The sequence below is a fragment of the Timonella senegalensis JC301 genome (assembly GCF_000312125.1).
GTDB classification, from domain to species: Bacteria; Actinomycetota; Actinomycetes; order Actinomycetales; family Cellulomonadaceae; genus Timonella; species Timonella senegalensis.
On sequence record NZ_HE978641.1, the window covers coordinates 346,983 to 367,260 of the forward strand.

Consider the following 20,278-nt stretch of genomic DNA (forward strand, 5'->3'; position numbering starts at 1 on the left):
CCGCCGCTTTACGTCAGCGAGCGATCAGGCGCGGCCGCGCATCGCGCGGTACTTCTTGATCAGCGCGTTGGTGGAGCCGTCTGCGGAATACTCGGGGGTGTCCTCGGAGGTGAGCATGCCCTCGAACTGGAGTGCCATCTGCTTGCCCAGTTCAACGCCCCACTGGTCGAACGCGTTGATGCCCCAGATGACGGACTGCGTGAACGTGATGTGCTCGTAGAGCGCAACCAGCTGGCCCAACACGGAAGGTGTGAGCTTCTCGGCGAGGATCGAGTTGGTTGGACGGTTGCCTGGCATGACGCGGTGCGCCACGATCTCCTCATGGGTGCCTTCGGCGCGAACCTCGTCGGCGGTCTTGCCGAACGCAAGGGCTGCGGTCTGCGCAAAGTAGTTGGACATGAACAGGTCATGCATGGCGCCGAGGTCATGGTTTGGCTGAGCAAACGCGATAAAGTCGGCCGGGGTCATCTCGGTGCCCTGGTGCAAGAGCTGGTAGAACGCGTGCTGGCCGTTAGTGCCTGGCTCGCCCCAGAAGATCTCGCCGGTCTGGACCTCGAAGCCGCCTGCGGAGGAGGACACAGGGGTGCCGTCCACACGAACGGACTTGCCGTTGGACTCCATGGTGAGCTGCTGCAGGTAGGCGGGGAAGCGTACCAAGTACTGCGAGTACGGCAGGACCGCGTGCGATCCAGTGCCAAAGAAGTTGTTGTACCAGACGTTCAACAGTCCCATGAGGACTGGAACGTTTTCCTCAAACGGAGCTGTGCGGAAGTGCTCGTCCATGGCGTGGAAGCCCGCGAGCATGTCGCGGAAGTTGTCCGGCCCCACGGAGAGCATGAGCGAGAGGCCGACAGCCGAGTCGAACGAGTAGCGTCCGCCAACCCAGTCCCAGAAGCCGAACATGTTGGCGGTGTCGATGCCAAAGTCGGCCACGCGCTGCGCATTGGTGGACACTGCCACGAAGTGCTTGGCCACGGCCTCGTCCGAGCCGAGCGCCTCGATCAACCAGGTGCGAGCTTGGCGTGCGTTGGTCAGGGTCTCGGCGGTGCCAAACGTCTTGGAGGCAACGATGAATAGGGTGCGCTCGTAATCCAGGCCGAGGCACTTCTCGTACACGTCGGTGGGGTCGATGTTGGACACGAACCGGCACTCGATGCCGCGGTCAGCAAAGTCGCGCAGTGCCTCGTACGCCATGACCGGGCCGAGGTCCGAGCCACCAATACCGATGTTCACCACGGTGGTGATGGTCTTGCCGGTGTGGCCGAGCCACTCGCCCGAGCGCACCTTGTTGGCAAATACCTCCATGGAATCGAGGACCTCGTGCACGTCCTTGATGACGTCCTGGCCGTCGACCACAAGCTTGGTGTCACGTGGAGCGCGCAGCGCAGTGTGCAGTACGGCGCGGTCCTCGGTGATGTTGATGTGCTCGCCCGCGAACATCGCGTCGATCTTCTCGCGCAGGCCCGCAGCCGTGGCAAGGTCGATGAGCTTGAAAACAGTTTCGTGACGGATCAGGTTCTTGGAGTAGTCCAGGTGCAGGTCCACTCCTTGCGCGTTCATCGAGGAGGCGCGGTGAGGGTCCGAATCGAACTTTTGGCGCAGCGTGGTCTGCTCGACCAGCGCCTTCTCCTCAACTAGAGCGTCCCAAGCCGACGATGCGGTGACGTCATACGAAGACACAGATGTCTCCCTTTCATCTGATGTGGTCGGCGCATGCAGATTCCAGCGGGCGGCGCGTGGCCGCGTAAATGTGGGGATTGGTGCCGCCCTACAGTGCGCTGGAACCAGGGGCAAAACGCCGTTAGGTCCACGAAAAGCCTACCGGCTTTTGCTGTCCAGCGGGTGGCCCTTAGGCCTACGCGGATTCCAGCCCACAGCCCACCTTCACGCGAGTTCCCTTTTGGTCCGCTGCCGCGGCCCAGATTCACGACGATTGTGGTTGCGCGCCGATCCCGTCCCCTGTCAGTGGAGGTCCATATGATGGGGTCACCCCCACGTGAACAGGATATTTGCCCCATGCTCCGCTCCCTTGGTCTGCGCGCGTCCGCGACCTCACGCCAGATTCGACGCAACCCCGCTCGCGCCACCGACTGGAAGCAACTCGCAGTCAGTTTGACTCTGGTTCTTTCCACCGCAAACGCTGCGGCGGGAATCGTGGTGGATGACCAGAGCGTGAGTTTCGTTGGTGCTGGAACTGGGGCACAATCGTCGGAAATCAATGGCACCCTGCCAGCAACCACCGAGGGCCAATCGGCAACGTACGAGACTGCCGCGGCAAAACTAGCCACGCTGCCCGTCAAGGGGCGCGCGCCAAAGACCGGGTACAGCCGAGACCAGTTCGGCCAGAGCTGGGCGGATGCTGACCGGAACGGCTGCGACACCCGCAACGACGTGCTGCGCCGAGACCTCGCCAAGCTCCTGTACAAGCCCAAGACGAACGGCTGCGTGGTCGCGTCGGGCACGCTGGCGGACCCGTACTCCGGCATGAAGATCGACTTTGAGCGCGGCCCACATTCCAACCGAGTGCAGATCGACCACGTGGTCGCGCTTTCCGACGCCTGGCAAAAGGGCGCTCAGCAGCTGGGCGAGAAGGCTCGCGAGAACTTTGCCAACGACCCGCTCAATCTCATTGCGGTCAACGGTCCCACCAACCAGCAAAAGAGCGACGGCGATGCAGCCACCTGGCTCCCGCCCGTGCGCGATTACCGCTGCCAGTATGTGTCACGCCAGGTGGACGTCAAGGCCAAGTACGGCCTGTGGGTGACCGAAGCAGAGAAGAACGCGATTGCGCGAGTACTCGAGGATTGCTCGGGCGCGATTCCCGCAATCAAGGACGTCCCCAAACCAATCAAGTCCAACGGCAACACCCCCGGCACTGCTGGTCTGGTGGAGGCGGGTGGGGCTGCTGGAGATTCCGGGGCTTCCAGGGCTTCCGGAGCGAAGGACAACAAGCCCAAGAAGGACGCCGAGAAGCCAAAGAAGGAGTCCGGATCCGGTCCCAAGGCTCCCATCAGCAAGACCGAATGTCCGGGAAGCGCCCCCATCAAGGGCAATCAGGGCAGCAACGGTTGGATCTACCACACGCCGTCCAGCAAGTCCTACAACCGCACTCACCCGGAGCAGTGCTTTGTCACCGAAACGGACGCACGTGATGCGGGATACCGGGCGCCGCGCATCTAACTCTTAACTGTGCTGGCTAGGCAGACTCGCGCTTTTTGAGCTCCATCTCCAAGACAACCGTCTGTGGCGCGCCTCCAGCAAGCATGTCGAGTGCGAGTTCCGCTGCTTTGCGGCCTTGGAGATTCATAGGCTGAGCAATGGTCGTCATCGTAGGCGACGTTTGGCTGGCGACCCTGTGATCGTCAAAGCCGATGATCGCGATCTGACGCGGAACTTCAATCCCACGTGCGTGTAGGAACTCCATTGCACCGGCAGCTATTCGGTCAGATCCGCAGATAACGGCGTCGATCGATGGATCGCGCGTAAGCAGTTCCTCAATACCGCGAGCTCCAGTGATCTGGTCCCACCCACCAAAGATGACCCGATCGTCGTGAATCTTTTCCCCAAGAACATTGCCGTAACCAACGAGACGATCTCGGGTCGCTGGGGCCTGGCGCTCCCCCATGATCAGTCCGATATTTGTGCTGCCTAGGTCCGCAATGTGCCGTGCAGCGATTTCGGCACCCTCGACGTCGTCTGCGTAGACGCAAGAAAAGCGGTCCGAGTAACTCTCGCCGATGATCTGGCCGCACAGAACCACGGGGATCCGCGAGTCGGCGAGGGTCGCGAGGCCCTCGGGGTCGTCGAAGGGTGAGAGGTGAATGACCGCGTCGACAGCGCCCCGCTTGATGATCCGAAAGGCCTTCTCCCGCTCGGCCGCGGTGTAGGCCTGGAACAGGAGCGGGAACATTTGGGTTTCCGCGAGTGCCTCGGTGATTCCGCGCATGATCGACGAGTAGGTGGGGTCTTCGTAGAGCTCGTCAAAGGGCTCGGTGAGCAGTACCCCGATGGTGTTGGTGCGGCCGAGCGCTAGGGCTTGAGCCTGGGCGTTGATGGTGTAGCCGGTTTCCTCGACCGCCCGTTGAACCGCTTGGCTCGTCTCTTTTGAGACTACTGCTGTGCCGTTGAGGACTCGCGAAACCGTGGCCCGGGAAACGCCTGCGAGCGCTGCCACGTCCTTGATGGTTGCTTTACTTGCCACTTTTTCCTCGATCCCGGTGTTTTCCCAGATCATCTTATCTATGGGCCTCGATGCGTGCGGGGGTGGCGCACTGCGCGGCGCAGGGACTTTGAAAGTTTCTTGATGTAACCGGTTTCATTTATCTAAATCACACGCTACCATCGAAGCATGTAACCGGTTACATGACGTGATCGGAACCAATACACGACATGCCCCAAACAAAGGTAATGGTCAATGAAGCCCTCAGTTCTCCCCTGGGAAGACCCCCAGCGGACACACCAGAATCGCTTGCCAGGACGCGCCTACGCGTTCGGATATGACTCCGCCACCCACGCGCGGTCGATGCAGCGTGCACTTTCCCAAGGGTTCGTCTCGCTCAGTGGCACGTGGTCTTTCCGCCTCTTCGACGGTCCTGCTCGCGTGCCCGCAGAATTCACCACAACTGCGGTAAGTGGCTGGGACTCCGTAGAGGTCCCTCACATGTGGCAGTTCGACGGATACGGCAAACTGCAGTACACCGACGAGGGCTTCCCTTTCCCCATCGACGTTCCTCACGTCCCCTCCGACACCCCAACCGGCGCCTACCAGCGCACGTTCCGGACGGCGCCGCACGGAGAAGGCGACCGGACTTACATCAAGTTTGACGGCGTTGAAAGCTACTTCGAGGTCTACGTCAACGGCACTTACATCGGGTTCTCCAAGGGCTCGCGCCTCACTGCAGAGTTCGACATCACCACTGCCCTAGTTGAGGGCGACAACCTCCTCGCGGTCAAGGTCTTGCAGTACTCGGACGCCACCTACGTGGAAGACCAGGACATGTGGTGGGCCTCAGGAATCTTCCGCGACGTCTACCTGACCACGCAGCCAGCAGCCCGACTGAACGACTTCGTGGTCACCACCACCAAGACGGATTTCCACAGCATTCAGTCGAATGCCGGCGAACTCAACGTCTCACTCGACACCACCGGGGACGTCAAGGAAGTCCGCTGGGAACTGCTCGACCGCGACTCGGTTGTAGCCGGCGGCACCACAACCCCAGCAGAGGGCATCCACGCGTCGCTCGATGCCGTGACCTGGTGGAACCCAGAGACTCCATACCTGTACGACCTCATCATGACCGTGATTGACGCTGAAGGCGCGACCACCCAGTTCGTGCCGCAGCGCGTCGGCTTCCGCGATGTGCGCATCGTCGACGGCCTCATGCTGCTCAATGGCTCCTACTTCAAGATGCACGGCGTCAACCGCCACGACAACGACGACATCCGCGGGCGCGCAGTCGGCATGGCGCGCGTCGAACGTGACATCGTGCTCATGAAGCAGCACAACATCAACGCCGTGCGCACCGCGCACTACCCCAACGACCCACGGTTCTACGAACTCACGGACCGCTACGGCCTGCTCGTGATCGCGGAGACAGACCTAGAAACCCACGGGTTCGAAAATGTTGGAAACCTGTCCTGCCTGACTGACAACCCCGAGTGGGAAACCACCTTTGTGGATCGCATCGAGCGTCACGTGCTCGCCCAGCGCAACCACCCATCGATTATCATCTGGTCCCTCGGTAACGAGTCTGGCTACGGCTGCAACATCCCAGCGATGTACAAGCGCGCCAAGGAGCTCGACCCCACCCGGTTTGTGCACTACGAGGAGGACCGCGATGCAGAGGTTGTGGACATCATTTCGACCATGTACTCCCGCGTTTCCCAGATGAACCAGTTCGGTGAACTGCCAGCGTCCAAGCCACGTATCAACTGCGAGTACTCCCACGCCATGGGCAATGGCCCCGGCGGTCTGAGTGAGTACCAGCAGGTCTTCGACAAGTGGGATAACCTCCAGGGACACTTCATCTGGGAATGGTCCGACCACGGTGTACGCGCTAAAGGCAAGAAAGGCGAACGCATCCATAAGTACGGTGGCGATTTCGGCGACTTCCCCAACAACTCCAACTTCTGTATCGATGGCCTCGTGTTCCCTTGGCAGGAGCCAAGCCCGGGCTTGACCGAGTACAAGCAGGTCATCTCGCCTGTTCGCGTCCTGAACGCGACCACCCGGGAAGTAACCATCCGCAATGCCTACTGGTTCTCCACGCTCGAGGGTGTCACCCTGACCGTTGAGGCACAGGTCGACGGCGCAGTGGTCGACTCCGTCTCCGTTCTGCCTGGCGCTGTTGCTCCGCGCGAAAAAGTAACCCTGCAGCTCCCGCGCATGCTCGAGGCAACTGCCGGCGAGCTCTTCGTCAACGTGCGGGTGTCCAAGAACGCAGCCACTTCGTACGCCCAGTCCAACTGGCCACTAGCTGCCTACCAGTTCGCGGCCGAGTCGGTTCCCGCTCCGTCGCTGGGCGCGGTGGACATCGCGGGCGGGGACACCGCCGCAGTTTCCGCCGCGAGCGCAGCAACCCCAGCCACCGCACCAAAGGTCAGCGAAGAGTTCAACACCCTCAGTGTTTCCGGCGACGATTGGACCATCGAGTTTGACTCCGTGTCGGGAAGCCTAACCTCGTGGACCGTCAACAACGCCACGATCGTGACCCGCGCACCTCGGATCAACATCTGGCGCCCACTGATTGACAACCACCAGCAGGAGTACGACGACCTGTGGGGCCCAAACCTGTTCAGCCAGTGCGAGCAATCACTGAAGAACTTCTGGTGGACCGAAGAGAACGGCACGGTGGCTGTAACCGCCGAGGTTCGCATCGCTCCCCCGGTCTTCAATTTCGGTATCCGCGCCACTTACGAGTGGGTTATCGCGGCTGACGGCACTGTCACTGTCAAGCTGTCCGGAACTCCGTACGGCCCATACACAGACATCATCCCGAAGATCGGCCTAGACCTTGGCGTCGCACCGGCGTTCGAGAACCTCGAGTTCTACGGCCGCGGACCTGGTGAGAACTACTCGGATTCCCAGCAGGCGAACTTGATTGGCCGCTACCGCACCAACGTCCACACGGCATTCACTCCGTACGTTGTCCCGCAGGACAACGGAAACCACCTCGACGTTCGCTGGGCAGCGCTCAGCGATGACCACGGTCGGGGGCTATTCGTGAAGGCACTCGGCTCTCCACTAAACATCTCCGCGTGGCCGTACACCATGTCAAACATTGACCAGGCCCGTCACGCTGACGACCTCGAGGCGGACCCAACGGCAATCACCTTCAACATCGACCACCAGCTCATGGGACTTGGCTCCAACTCGTGGGGTTCAGAGGTCCTCGACTCGCACCGTCTGAACATGGCGGACTTTGAGTACTCCTTCGTGCTGGCGCCACTGCGTTCGCACGACATCGACCTCGCGGACCTGTCCCGCACTTTCCCAGGAGAGCAGTCATGATTCACTATCCCAGCATTGACCTTCTTCAGGCTGCCCACCAGGGCGTTAAGAAGTGGAACCGGGCGCTCCTTGCGATCGAGAACCTTGAGCGCATCGAGGAGAACCGCGCGTACTCGATCGTGGACTCTCTGACCTATCACAAGACCACCGCAGACAAGCACTCGCCGGATGACTTGTTTGTGGGACACAGACGCTACTTCGAGGTCATCATCGCCCTCGATTCGAACGTCACGGTTGAGCTGGCCCAGAAGACGGATCTCACGCGGCACACCCCTTACAGCGATCTCACCGACCGCGAGCACTTTGAGGGTGCTGGCACCCCCCTCACGCTCGCCCCTGGCGAGGCTCTAGTCACGGAGATTACTGAAGCTCTGCGCATCTCCAAAGACGCACACGCACACATCGCTGTCTTAAGAATCACCGTTGAGGGTGCTTCTTTCCACAACAAGTAATTCCTTCCCTGCACATTCTTTAACCGGAAAGACCATCATGACCGAAACGAATCGCGGAACGATCGGCAAGTTCGCCCTGCTGACAATGACCGTCGCGGCTGTCTTCAACTTCAAGAACGTTGTGAACAACAACGTGGAGATCGGGCTTGCTTCCGCTCCTGCGTTCTTCCTTGCAACGATCATTTACTTCATCCCGTTCACTCTGGTAATCGCCGAGTTCGTTGGCCTCAACAAGAACTCCGAATCCGGCGTGTACCAGTGGATCAAGACTTCGCTCGGTGGACGCTGGGCGTTCATGGGCGCATTCTGCTACTGGTTTGTGAACCTGTTCTACTTTGCGTCCTTGCTTCCTCTGGTGCTCACCTACGCGTCCTTCGCCTTCTTCGGCAAGGAGATGGTGATGTCTCAAACCACAATCACAATCGTTTCGATCCTTGTGTTCGCAGTTGCTACCTGGGTGTCCACTAAGGGCGCCAAGTGGATTGGCTCGGTTACCTCGATCGGTGCAACCCTGATGATTCTGATGGCTTTCGCCTTCATTATCTTCTCTGTTGCAGCACTCGTTGGCGGCGTTGAGCCAGCTACCCCAATTACCGTGAAGGCAATGACCCCGGACTTCTCGTCCTTCGCAGTCATGTGGGGCTTCTTCGGTGTCATGGCGTGGATCATCCAGGGGGTTGGTGGCGCGGAGTCGATTGGGGTCTACATCAATGACCTTCGCGGCGGCACTAAGGCGTTCATCCGCATCATCGTTATCTCGGGTATCGCTATCGGTCTCATCTACGCAGTTGCTTCGCTGCTGATGACCGTGTTTGTTCCTCAAGGCGGTATTTCGTTCACGAACGGTGTTTTCGAGACCATCGGTGCTGTGGGAGCCCACTTCGGTGTGACTGCCGACATCATGAACCGCGGTGTTGGTGTCATCATGTTGGCGGCGAACCTCGGTTCGCTTTTGATGTGGACTTCCACCCCTGTGAAGATCTTCTTTTCCGAGATCCCAGAGGGAATCTTTGGCAAGAAGCTCGTCGAGCTCAACGAGGCTGGCATCCCGGTTCGCGGCGCTTGGGTTCAGTTCGCAATCGTTGTTCCAATCCTGATCATTCCGGCTCTCGGTTCCGGCGACATCAACGAGTTGCTGAACATTGTCATCAACATGACCGCTGCAACTGCCCTGCTGCCACCGCTGTTCATCCTGCTCGCGTACTTCGCTCTGCGTAAGCGTTATGACCACCTTGAGCGCGATTACCGCATGGGTTCGCGCACGGTTGGTCTTGCTATCGCCGGCTTCCTGCTAGTTGTGTTCAGCTTTGTGTTCCTTGCGGGAACGTTGCCTTACGGCCAGCAGTTCTGGCTGACTCTGGTCTACAACGTGGGTGGCGTGGTCGTTTTCCTTGGTTGGGCTATCTGGCACTACAACCGTTACATGAAGCGCCTGCGCGAGACTGACCCTGAGGCTGCCGCGGCTGAGTTGGAACCATCGGCTATCCGCATGGCCCGCGAGAACTCCGAGGTCTGACGACCTTCTGATCTCCCCTAACCGTTTGGGGGACGTTCCGTAGCGGGTGTGGGGCTCAGTCTTTGACCGGGCCCCACACCCGTTTTTTGTGCGGCTTGCGCCGCTCCTGATTCTCGACGATCGAGTCACGCCCCATTAGCCCTCCGCCTCTCGTTGTGCCTACAGTTAGCCCCACCCCTCCTCATCGAACGGATGATTATTGATCCGTTCGATGCCCAACGGATCAATAATCATCCGTTCGATGGGATAGGCGGTGGCAAGAAGAGCCGTCTCAAGGAATCCGGATGAGGTTCTCCACAAATGGGTAGGGCACATGTGCCCATCAAAAATGGTGTTAATGCAGGTCCAAGGCGTATTTTGAGCCGCTAGCGTTCAAAGCATGCATTCAACCACTACAAAACCACGTCGACGGTTACGCGGGCTCACCGCTCTGCTCTTCATTCTCGTATCAACCCTGATCTTGGGCCCTCTTGGCGCGGCAAGCGCCGAGACCTTCCCGGATGGTTACCCCAAAATGGGCCACTCCTCAGAGTCCGTGAAGGGTCACTCCGTGGTCCTTGCGGGATACGAGGGGCCCGCGAGCACCAGCCTATTCCCCGTATATACGGCCCCTGGATCCACGCCAAACCAGTTCGCCTACTGCATCGAGATGACGGTCAGCGCCAAGTACGACTCGAACCTGAGCGTAGCCGGCTGGGATTCCTTCCCCGGCTCAAACAAGTTCCGCACCGATAAGAAGGTCCGCGAGGCCGTTGCCTGGATCGTGTACAACTCGTACCCAAACCGCTCGTTGGCTGAGCTGGAGGCCGTCAGTGGACTGTCGGGCTTGACCACGAAGGACGCAATTGCTGCAACCCAGGCTGCGATCTGGAGCCTGACTGACGCCGGCGCGTTGACCAAGGTCAACGGTGTAGACAAGGCAACGGAGACCCGAGTCAAGGCTCTGTTTGCCTACCTCACAGGAGACGCAAATGTGGGGCGCGCGGAGGTTCTTGAACCAACTCTCGATATCCAGGCAGCTGGGGCTCATGGGCGGGTAGGCACCCGTGTTGGACCGATCGTGATCGAGTCTACCGAGGACTTCATCTCGCTGACCACTGACTCCCCATACCCCCTTGTGGACGCAGATGGGAACGCTGTCGATCTGGCCCGGGTTCCGGGCACAACGGAACTGTTCATCGATGTCCCCTCGGACGCCAAGCCCGGCAGCGCTGGCATTTCCGTGGAACTTACCGGATCACGCTACACGGGCCTTCTGGTCACAAACATCACCAAAAAGACCCACTACCAGACGCTCATGATTTCGTCCTCCGACGAAGTCAAGGTCAGCGCGACCGCCACGGCGTCGTGGGAAGCAGTCCCTGCACTATCCACCCACGCGAGCGACAACGCGGACGGTGACAAGCAGCTTGCACCAACCGGGGAAGTCACAGTCTTGGACGAGGTCACCTACTCGGGTCTCATTCCTGGTACCGAATATTCCATCAAGGGCGAGCTCATGGTTCGTGAAGGTGCAGAAGCAGTCTCGACCGGCATCCTCGCATCTCGCTCGTTCATTCCTGCCGAGGAGTCTGGCACGGTTGACCTCACGTTCACCGTCCCCGCTAACACACTCAACGGGGCCACGATCGTGGTCTACGAACGGCTGTACCAAGGTACTGAACTCGTGGCTGAGCACACCGACATCCTTGACGAAGCCCAGACCGTGTACCGCGGCAAGGTTGAGGAGCCACCCGCACCACCAGTAACCGAGGAACCGACTCCGGAACCATCGACTCCGCAGGAGCCAACTCCTGAACCCACGGAACCTGCAGAGCCCCCAACACCCACCGAAGAGCCAGAACCAACGCCAACGGTTGAGGTCCACGACTCCGCATCTGCCAAGCCCACCCCAACTCACGGCGAGCTGGCAAAGACTGGGTTCGGTGGACTAGCGGCTGGAGCGGCAGGCGTCCTCCTTGTTGCAGGAGGCATCACGCTCGTCGCCTTGAGGCGCCGCAAGAGCTAGCACCGCCCTAGGCTCAGCCCGTCCTCGCAACTCCTCGCGAGATCCCGCTTACCGTGACGAACTCACGTTTGAGAAGCGGGATCTCGCCGCGGCTAAAGGGATCTCGCTAACGTAGTGGCCCTCTCTCACGCCCTCACCCTCAATTTTGGCTCATCTTGAGTTCATCTATAGGAACCATCTGCTTGTGAGGACAATGCCCCCTCCACATGCAACTCCTGCGCTTCTCTCACAAGATGTCTGTATGGATGAAAACACAAACACCAGTAAAACAAGCCTCCGCAAGGCTGTCACAACGTGGAGCTTGTTCTTTTTCATTTTGGGTGACGTGCTGGGAGCGGGCGTGTATGTTCTCATTGGAGAAATCGCTGGCATCGCGGGTGGCGCTGTATGGGTCCCTCTCCTCGTGGCCCTCCTTGTTGCGCTTCTTACCGCCGGTTCCTACGCTGAACTCGCCACAAAGTTTCCGAGAGCTGGCGGCTCGTCACACTACGTACACCGGGCTTTTGGCCCATTCGCCGGCTTCTTGGCAGGCTTCTTTATGCTGGCTGCCGGTGTAGTTTCCGTAGCAGCCCTCTCTCTGGGTTTCGCTGGTGATTACCTGTCTGAGTTCATCCAACTCCCCGTACTCCTTGTGGTCGTTGTGTTCCTCATTGGGCTCGCAGCACTCAATGCTAGGGGAATCTCTGAGTCAATGGGGGCAAACAGAGTGGCCACAATCATCGAGGTAGGAGGGCTCCTACTTGTTGTCGCTCTCGGCTTCATAGTCCTGAGCCGCGGCGATGGCGATGTTTCCCGACTTTCCCAACTAGGAACGCCCGAGCATTCCCCGTTCAACGCTGTACTCGCTGCTTCAGTTCTCGCCTTCTATTCGTTTGTAGGCTTTGAAACGAGTGTGACCATTGCCGAAGAGACAAAGGACCCATCTCGGTCGTACCCCAGAGCCCTATTTGGGGCACTAGTCGCCGCAGGCGCCATATACGTTCTAGTGGGGGTCGTCTCCTCGAGCGCAGTAGCCACCGAAAAGCTCTCCAGTTCGGATGCACCACTGCTTCAGGTCGTGGAAGCCGCAAACATTCTTCCGCCTACAGTTTTCAGTGCCATCGCACTCATCGCGGTTGCGAATGGTGCGCTCCTGACGGGAATCATGTCTTCTCGGATGGCGTACGGGATGGCTAAAGACGGTTTGCTACCAAATGTTCTGACTCGGGTTCTGCCGGAGCGACGTACACCTTGGGTGGCGATTCTTCTCACGACACTCCTCTCAATGATCCTCGCATTCACAGGAAGTATCGCGGTCCTGGCGAGCACGATGACCTTACTTCTACTCGTGGTCTTCTTTGCAGTGAATGCCGCAGTGCTGGTATTGCGCAAAGACAAAGTAGAGCACAATCACTTCCGCGTACCCGCAGCGCTACCCGTCGGAGGAATGGTTTCGTCTGTGCTCCTCCTGTCCCAAGTTGAGTCAAGCGTGTGGCTGCTCAGCTTGCCCATACTCGCTGCGGGACTGCTATTTGCGGTCTTCGCAGTGCGTTACCGCGCGAAGAGCAACGTCGCGAGCGCGTCAGCGGATACTGGGGCGTAGCCCTCTGGCCCGGAACACACCGAGGAAAAACGAAGGGCCCCGCAGGATTTCTCCTGCGGGGCCCTTCTGCTGCGGTAGTGGAGGGATTTGAACCCCCGGAGGCTTTGACACCTCACAACATTTCGAGTGTTGCACCTTCGGCCGCTCGGACACACTACCTTGCGTCATCTAGTTTACCCATCACGAGCCGAGAACAAAATCCTCGAGCCACAATCAGGGCGTGCGTTGGGTCACGTTGCCCAACCCGACCCCGCAAGATCGGTGCCAGCGCTGGAACCCAGCACTATCGTCGTGAAGCAAAAAAGTCTGTGAGGAGTGCGGAGCACTCCTGCTCCCGCACACCCGGGATGACCTGCGCAAAGTGGTTCATCCGAGGGTCGCGCACAATGTCCCAGACGGATCCGGTGGCCCCAGCTTTCTCATCCCACGCGCCGATAACCACCACGGGGATCCGGGCTAGCAGGATCGCGCCAGCGCACATCGCGCAGGGCTCCAACGTGACCACGAGCGCGCAGTCGTCGAGCCTCCAGCGGCCAAGGGCCGCGGACGCCTCACGGATGGCCAGCACCTCGGCGTGGGCGGTGGGATCGTGAGTAACTTCCCGACGATTGTGCCCCCGCCCAATGACCTCACCGTCCGGTCCCAGCAGGACAGCGCCGATGGGCACGTCTGCCGGATGGCCCTGCGGGTCATCGGCACGCAGGGCCGCGCGCGCCTGGTCCAGAGCGAGGCCCATGGGCTCGTGCCAGCGGCTCGTGGGCGGGCGTTGAGAGTTCGACATGGGCCCATTCTCCCAAACGAGCGCGAGAGCGGCGGGTAATTCTCGTGATTTTCCCCATGTAGTCGCCGATTTCGAGCGTGAGAAGGCTGGTGGAAAGGTACGGTTAATGTATGCGCATCCACGTAGCCGATCACCCACTTGTTTCCCACAAGCTCGCCGTCCTTCGTAACAAGGAAACGGCGTCCCCAACCTTTCGCCAGCTCGTTGACGAGCTCGTGACCCTGTTGGCCTACGAGGCGACCCGCGAGGTTCTCACCGTTGAGCACCCCATCCAGACGCCCGTAACCAACACCGTTGGCGTCAAGATCGCGGATCCTCAGCCAATCGTTATCCCTATTCTTCGTGCGGGCCTCGGCATGCTTGAGGGCATGACTCGACTGGTTCCAACCGCCGAGGTTGGCTTCCTTGGCATGCAGCGCAACGAGGAAACCCTCGAGATCCACACCTACGCAAACCGCCTGCCAGACGACCTCACTGGGCGTCAGGTCTTCTTGCTCGACCCAATGCTCGCGACCGGTGGAACTCTCGTTGACGCAATCAACTACGTGATCGAGCGCGGTGCGCGCGACGTCACCGCCGTGTGCCTCATCGCTGCACCGGAGGGCGTCAAGGTCCTCGAGGACAAGATCGGTGACCGCGCGGATGTGAAGCTCGTTCTGGCCGCGATCGATGAGCGCCTCAACGAGAAGTCATACATCGTGCCTGGCCTTGGAGACGCTGGCGACCGTCTGTACGGCATCGTCGACTGATCTCAGCGCACTGCTACTCTCAGCGCTGGCCCACGTGAATCTCACGTGGGCCGGCGCTTTGTTGTTTGGGGGATGTGGCGCTCATGTGCGCTCGGGTGCACTGGCGGCTGAGGCGTTGGCAGTGAGCGGCTGCGGGGCACACCGCCAACCGGTGGCGCGTGACCACACGAACTGCGACGCATTTCGAGCCTCCCACCCCTCCGCTCGAATACCCCCTGGGGTATATTTGACTCAACTTAGTTTGAGGAGATCACCATGTCCACCCCGCGCACCACAATTTCGGCTCGCATCGCCGCCGCACTGAGCGCAGTCGCATTTGCCGGCACCCTTGCCGCATGCTCCCCCTCGTCCACCGACAACGGCCAGGGCTCAGAATCGAGCACCACCGCCGGCTACGCATACCCGTCGCAATCGTTCGGGAAGCACGTCGACACTGACACATTCCTCCAGGTTGCAGCTTCCGAGGGCGTCACCATCATCGATGTTCGCACTCCTCACGAGTTCGCCACCGGGCACCTCCCAGAAGCCGTGAACATTGACGTGAACTCAAGCGACTTCGCAAAGGCAATTAGCGAGCTCGACCCTGCCGGCACTTACGCCATCTACTGCCGCTCCGGAAACCGCTCAGCCGTGGCTCAGAGCGCCATGGCAGAGGCTGGAATCACCAGCACTGTTGGCCTGAACGGCGGAGTCGGGGCACTTTCGGCAGACCTCCTCGTCACAGAGTAAGACCACCATCCGAGACATGAGCTCCTGAAAAGGGCGCGAAATCTAGCGGATTTCGCGCCCTTTCTTTCCATACATGCAGTTTTACGTTTGCTCAGAGCATGAGATTCTTGGCTATTTTGCTACTCATTTCTGGGTCAAGCAAGCATTGTTGAGTCTATGCAAACCACGACCATGCCCCGTAACGCCACCATGATGGTGCGCATTGGCATGCTCGTCTGTTCGCGTGCGTGTTGTTGTCGCTGATTTCGTCTTTTCACCAAGAACGACCTACCAAGAATCACAGACACCCCGGCTCCCCGATCCCGCGAAGCGCGTGCTACGCCTGCGCCTTAGGAGCCATCACCACACAACACACTGGAGAGCGCATGTCCGCCCCAACTCACGAACTTCCACCTTCAGCGAAAAACCAGCCTGGCTTTTACCTATGGGTCGGACTCGCAGCCAACGAGAACGAACTCCCCGGCGCCAAGAGGGTCAAGTCCGCAGACATCATTGAGATTGCGGAGGCGCTAGGCGAACTAGCGCGGGAGTTGCTTCCAAACTCCCAGACCCACACCACCCTCGCCCTAGGTGAACCAGAGCCGAGCACACGTCCAGTGCAAGCAGGATCGTCTCGCGGCCACGGCGCCCAACGCTACCAAGCACCACGCACAGCGCGCCGATCGAGCCAGCCGATCCGGCCCCAACAGCGCCAGGCCCGACCACCCTACGACTACTCCACGGATGCCGACTACCTCAACGAGCCAGTCGACTTCACGCGCAACGCGTCACTCCCCGACTTTGATCGCGCGCTCGCGCCGCGCGTAGTCATCGATCTCCACAACCGCCGCGTCATCGCGGACTCGGAGTTGCAGCGGCTCACATATAAGGAGTTTGAACTGCTGGCCTACCTGGTCAACTCGGCCAGCCGGATCATTTCACGCGAGGAACTGTTCAACTCAATCTGGCGCACTGGGGTCCACACTGATTCCCGCACGATTGACGTGCACATCCGGCGGCTACGCGAAAAGTTGGGCCTGCAAAACCACATCATCACGGTGCGCGGGTCCGGCTATAAGTTCGAGCTAACCGAGCAGATCGATGTCATCCCGCCGGCTCCACGACCCCTGCACCGCTGAGGTCCGCGGCCACTACACAGCTGAGGTCCGCGACCTTTCCACAACCGAGATAAGACGAGATAAGACTTACTCGTCCGGGGTCCAAATAATGACAGCGTTCCCCTTGCCCGAGGAATGCCGAATGATCTCGCCATTGGGTCCAAACTCCAGGCCCAAGTGGCTCTCCTCGAACTCGGTCCGGGAGATCTCCTCAACCCTGGCGGTCAACTGCAACGGACCCTTACGCCCGTTACGCCGACGCGCTTCCGCGTGACCGGTGTGCCCCGTACGCCCAGCGCCTCTCTCCGCTCCTCTCCGCAAGAACGCGGCCCCGCGGCGCCGAGACACCACGTCGCCCTCTGTTCCCGCTGTGAAGATTCGGGAGCCCGGATTTACCTGTGCGGTGAGCAGCTCGACCCGTGCTTCGAGCGTCCGCACGTGGTCCTCAAGGTCGAAGATCCGCTTGATCCCGGCGAGGTTGATCCCCTCTTCCTGGCTGAGCTTTTGGATCTGGACCAGTCGGACCACGTCGCGCTTGGAGTAGCGGCGGCCGCGCCCGGAGGTGCGCCGCGGCGACACCAATCCGATGCGGTCGTACTGCCGCAGCGTCTGGGGGTGCATGCCCGCGAGTTCGGCGGCTTTGGAGATGACAAAGATCGGCTCGTCTTCACGTGCCGTCTCATCAAGAACCATTCGAACCCGCATGGCTCATCACTCCTTTGCGTTCGCCAGAATATCGGACCGAACGTTCGATCCGGTGGTTGCTGCCGCGAACGCCTCGACAGCTTCCTTGGCTTCCTTGCTGAGGTTCTGAGGAACCACAACATTGAGAGTCACCAGCAGGTCACCCGTGGTCTTGGAGGTCTTCACTCCGCGGCCCTTGATGCGCAGCACCTTGCCTGATGGCGTGCCCGGGGCGACCTTGACCTTGACCGTGTCGCCGCCATACACCGGCACGTCGATCTGAGAACCGAGCGCCGCCTCATCAAACGTGATCGGCAGTGTCATACGCATGTTCGCGCCGTCAAGCGAGTACACGGGGTGTGGCTGCACCTTGACAGTCAGGATTAGGTTTCCAGCTGGCCCGCCGCCCGATCCGGGGCGGCCCTTACCAGGCAGGCGGATCTTCTGTCCGTCCTGCACACCAGCGGGGATACGCGCCTTGACGGTACGCCCATCCACCGTCAGGGTCACCTCGGTGCCTAGGACTGCGTGCTTGAACGACATGGTCGTAGCAGCCGTGATGTCCGCACCGGCCTGTGGCGGGTTCGCCCTGAAGCCTGCGCCACCAAATCCACCGCGGCTTCCACCGCCGCCGAATAGGCCGCCAAGGATATCTTCAAAGCCACCAGCGCCCTGCGTGGAGTATGAGCCTCCACCACCGCCGAACATGCCGCCAAACACATCTTCAAAGCCGCCCGCTCCCCCGGCGCCGCCGGTGAACCGGCCACCCGAGCCCATGGAACGGATCGCGTCATACTGCTGGCGCTGCTCCTTATCGGAGAGGACCGCGTAGGCCTCACCGATCTCCTTGAACTTGGCCTCAGCCTTGGGATCACCCTGGTTTTGATCGGGGTGGTACTTACGAGCCAACTTCCGGTAGCTCTTCTTGATGTCTTGCTCGCTGGCATCCTTTGAGACACCGAGCGTGGCGTAGAAATCTTTTTCTAGCCAGTCTTGACCAGTCAAGGTGTCTCCTTTCGTATGGTGTATATGGCTGTTGCCCTTGACCTAAGTATGAAATTCTCGACGATTCTGCTTGGCTTCCAGCCCCACGCTCGCGGGCGTGGTCTCACGCTCCAGCGATCCTTCGGATCGCGTCACCCACCTGCCCACCGCAGCTCAGCGCTACTGGATTGGTGCTGGGGACCAACCACAATCGTCGAAAATCAGTATTGAGTTATGAACGCGAGGCGCGCACTGCTCATTGTGAGCAGTGCGCGCCTCGCATAAGAAGACGAATCAGTCTTCAGGACCTGTGACGGCGACGCGTGCGGCGCGAACCACGCGGTCACCAATCTTGTAGCCGACCTCGATCAGGTGAGTGATCGTGGTGCTAGTGGCGTCAGCGGACGTCTGGTGCATGAGTGCCTCGTGCAGGTTGGGGTCGAACTCCTCGCCCACTGCACCAAACGACTCGACACCGTACTTGCCCAGTACGCCGTTCAGCTTCTCCGAGATTGCTTGGAACGGGCCGGTCAGTTCGCCTGCCTGGTCCGCGCGAGTGATGTCGTCGAGAACGGGGAGCAGCGAGTTCAGGACGTCTTCGACGCCACGTCCCCGGGCTGCTTCTTGTTCCCGCTTGGCGCGCTTGGAGAAGTTGACGTACTCAGCGTTTAGCCGCTGAAGGTCAGCCAGGTGAGATGCCGCATCAGCCTGAGCCTTTTCAAGTTCAGTCTGAATGGGCGCCTCTTGGCTCTGCTCTTCGACACCTTCCGGCTCGAAGTCCAAGTGATCGATCGAGTCCGGCTGCTCTGGGTTTACGCCCTCGGCGTCTGGGGTCTCGTTACTCACTTGTTTTCATCCTCGTCCACGATCTCAGCGTCGACAACGTCTTCGTCGTTGTCAGCGGCTGGAGCGTCAGTTGGCTGCTCGCCGTTCGCTGCAGCGGCCTGCTCCTGTGCGTACAGGGCCTCGCCGATCTTCTGCGAAACGGTGGTCAGGGTTTCGTTCTTGGCCTTGATGTCCTCGATGTCGTCACCCTCGAGGGCCTTCTTGGAAGCGTCAAGAGCTTCCTGGACCTCGTTCTTGACCTCAGCTGAGATCTTGTCCTCGTTCTCCTTGAGAAGCTTCTCAATGGAGTACGCGAACGACTCAGCCTGGTTGCGGGTTTCGGCGTCCTCGCGGCGCTTCTTGTCCTCAGCCGCGTGCTCTTCAGCCTCGCGCACCATGCGGTCGATGTCTTCCTTTGGCAGGGACGATCCACCGGTGATGGTCATCGACTGCTCCTTGCCCGTGCCCTTGTCCTTAGCGGACACGTGCACGATACCGTTTGCGTCGATGTCAAAAGTGACCTCGATCTGTGGCATACCGCGTGGTGCTGGTGCAATGCCGGTCAGTTCGAAGGTGCCCAGTGGCTTGTTGTCGCGAGCGAACTCACGCTCACCCTGGAACACCTGGATGAGAACGCTTGGCTGGGAGTCCTCAGCAGTGGAGAAGATCTCCGAACGCTTGGTTGGGATAGCAGTGTTGCGCTCGATGAGCTTGGTCATCACGCCGCCCTTGGTCTCAATACCCAGGGACAGTGGGGTGACGTCGATCAGCAGAACGTCCTTGCGCTCGCCCTTCAGCACACCAGCCTGGAATGCTGCACCAACTGCAACGACCTCGTCAGGGTTGACGCCCTTGTTAGGCTCCTTGCCACCTGTCATTTCCTTGACCTTCTCGGTCACTGCTGGCATACGGGTCGATCCACCAACCAGAACGATGTGGTCGATCTCGGAGACGTTGATTCCGGCGTCACGGATGACAGCCTTGAATGGAGCCTCAACACGTGCCAACAGGTCAGCGGTCATCTGCTCGAACTGTGCGCGGGTGAGGCGTGTGTCGAGGTGGATTGGGCCGTTCTCCGACATGGAGAGGTACTGCATGTTGATGTTGGTGGACTGAGCGGACGAGAGTTCCTTCTTGGCCTGCTCAGCAGCCTCACGCAGACGCTGGAGTGCGATCTTGTCCTTGGACAGGTCCACGCCGTCGTTCTTCTTGACCTCTGCGATCAGCCATTCAACGATCTTGTTGTCCCAGTCGTCACCACCGAGGCGGTTGTCACCGGAGGTTGCACGAACCTGAATGGTGGAGAAGTCGTCTTCATCCTTACCAACCTCAAGGAGGGAAACGTCAACTGAGACTACCAA

Annotated in this window: 16 protein-coding genes and 1 tRNA gene; 9 read left to right on the top strand and 8 right to left on the bottom strand. The window is 60.0% G+C overall.

All coding sequences use genetic code 11. The features are described from left to right. Window positions 1–24: 24 nt before the first annotated feature. A complete protein-coding gene (gene pgi / locus HGSM_RS01535; RefSeq protein ID WP_019146976.1) occupies window positions 25–1,680 on the bottom strand; it encodes a glucose-6-phosphate isomerase in 1,656 nt (551 codons plus the stop codon). Between the two features lie 336 nt (window positions 1,681–2,016). On the opposite strand from pgi, the gene HGSM_RS13495 reads away from it, so the two are divergent. Continuing rightward, entirely contained in the window at window positions 2,017–3,180 is a 1,164-nt protein-coding gene (locus HGSM_RS13495) for an HNH endonuclease family protein (protein ID WP_019146977.1), read from the top strand. 16 nt (window positions 3,181–3,196) lie between these two features. Here the strand turns inward: HGSM_RS13495 and HGSM_RS01545 are convergent, their stop codons facing one another. Continuing rightward, the gene (locus HGSM_RS01545; RefSeq protein WP_019146978.1) at window positions 3,197–4,234 is read right to left on the bottom strand and encodes a LacI family DNA-binding transcriptional regulator; all 1,038 of its coding nucleotides are present in this window, start codon (window positions 4,232–4,234) and stop codon (window positions 3,197–3,199) included. Between the two features lie 180 nt (window positions 4,235–4,414). Between HGSM_RS01545 and ebgA the strand changes: the two genes are divergently transcribed. The 5 genes from ebgA to HGSM_RS01570 all read left to right on the top strand — a co-directional run bounded on the left by ebgA (window position 4,415) and on the right by HGSM_RS01570 (window position 13,068). Then, complete coding sequence (gene ebgA / locus HGSM_RS01550; protein WP_019146979.1) at window positions 4,415–7,510, top strand: beta-galactosidase subunit alpha; 3,096 nt, start codon at window positions 4,415–4,417, stop codon at window positions 7,508–7,510. Next, a complete protein-coding gene (locus HGSM_RS01555) occupies window positions 7,507–7,962 on the top strand; it encodes a hypothetical protein (RefSeq protein ID WP_019146980.1) in 456 nt (151 codons plus the stop codon). The genes ebgA and HGSM_RS01555 overlap by 4 nt, the downstream gene beginning before the upstream one ends. A 37-nt stretch (window positions 7,963–7,999) precedes the next feature. Next, entirely contained in the window at window positions 8,000–9,478 is a 1,479-nt protein-coding gene (locus HGSM_RS01560; protein ID WP_019146981.1) for an amino acid permease, read from the top strand. Window positions 9,479–9,857: 379 nt separating this feature from the next. After that, on the top strand, window positions 9,858–11,486 hold the full coding sequence (locus HGSM_RS01565; RefSeq protein ID WP_081581255.1) for a VaFE repeat-containing surface-anchored protein: 1,629 nt from the start codon (window positions 9,858–9,860) through the stop codon (window positions 11,484–11,486). Between the two features lie 241 nt (window positions 11,487–11,727). Further along, entirely contained in the window at window positions 11,728–13,068 is a 1,341-nt protein-coding gene (locus HGSM_RS01570) for an APC family permease (protein WP_019146983.1), read from the top strand. A gap of 72 nt (window positions 13,069–13,140) precedes the next feature. Here the strand turns inward: HGSM_RS01570 and HGSM_RS01575 are convergent. Further along, window positions 13,141–13,227, bottom strand: a tRNA-Ser gene (locus HGSM_RS01575). 124 nt (window positions 13,228–13,351) lie between these two features. Continuing rightward, window positions 13,352–13,849 carry a nucleoside deaminase gene (locus HGSM_RS01580; RefSeq protein ID WP_230197462.1) on the bottom strand — a complete coding sequence of 166 codons (498 nt, stop codon included), beginning with the start codon at window positions 13,847–13,849 and terminating at the stop codon, window positions 13,352–13,354. A gap of 110 nt (window positions 13,850–13,959) precedes the next feature. Here HGSM_RS01580 and upp point away from each other — a divergent pair, with 110 nt between their 5' ends. The 3 genes from upp (at window position 13,960) to HGSM_RS13500 (ending at window position 16,445) form a co-directional block, all read left to right on the top strand. Beyond that, on the top strand, window positions 13,960–14,598 hold the full coding sequence (upp, locus tag HGSM_RS01585; protein WP_019146985.1) for a uracil phosphoribosyltransferase: 639 nt from the start codon (window positions 13,960–13,962) through the stop codon (window positions 14,596–14,598). Between the two features lie 255 nt (window positions 14,599–14,853). Next, the gene (locus tag HGSM_RS01590) at window positions 14,854–15,327 is read left to right on the top strand and encodes a rhodanese-like domain-containing protein (RefSeq protein ID WP_019146986.1); all 474 of its coding nucleotides are present in this window, start codon (window positions 14,854–14,856) and stop codon (window positions 15,325–15,327) included. 365 nt (window positions 15,328–15,692) lie between these two features. Then, entirely contained in the window at window positions 15,693–16,445 is a 753-nt protein-coding gene (locus HGSM_RS13500) for a winged helix-turn-helix domain-containing protein (protein ID WP_019146987.1), read from the top strand. Window positions 16,446–16,511: 66 nt separating this feature from the next. Here HGSM_RS13500 and HGSM_RS15030 read toward each other — a convergent pair whose 3' ends face one another. The 4 genes from HGSM_RS15030 to HGSM_RS01615 form a co-directional block, all read right to left on the bottom strand. Then, window positions 16,512–17,129, bottom strand: a complete 618-nt coding sequence (locus tag HGSM_RS15030; protein WP_407635102.1) for a heat shock protein transcriptional repressor HspR — start codon at window positions 17,127–17,129, stop codon at window positions 16,512–16,514. Window positions 17,130–17,135: 6 nt separating this feature from the next. Next, window positions 17,136–18,113, bottom strand: a complete 978-nt coding sequence (locus HGSM_RS01605; RefSeq protein ID WP_019146989.1) for a DnaJ C-terminal domain-containing protein — start codon at window positions 18,111–18,113, stop codon at window positions 17,136–17,138. Window positions 18,114–18,386: 273 nt separating this feature from the next. Further along, on the bottom strand, window positions 18,387–18,938 hold the full coding sequence (locus HGSM_RS01610) for a nucleotide exchange factor GrpE (protein WP_019146990.1): 552 nt from the start codon (window positions 18,936–18,938) through the stop codon (window positions 18,387–18,389). Beyond that, a partial coding sequence (locus HGSM_RS01615) for an Hsp70 family protein (RefSeq protein ID WP_081581256.1) occupies window positions 18,935–20,278 on the bottom strand: 1,344 nt, incomplete at its 5' end. The genes HGSM_RS01610 and HGSM_RS01615, both read right to left, overlap by 4 nt.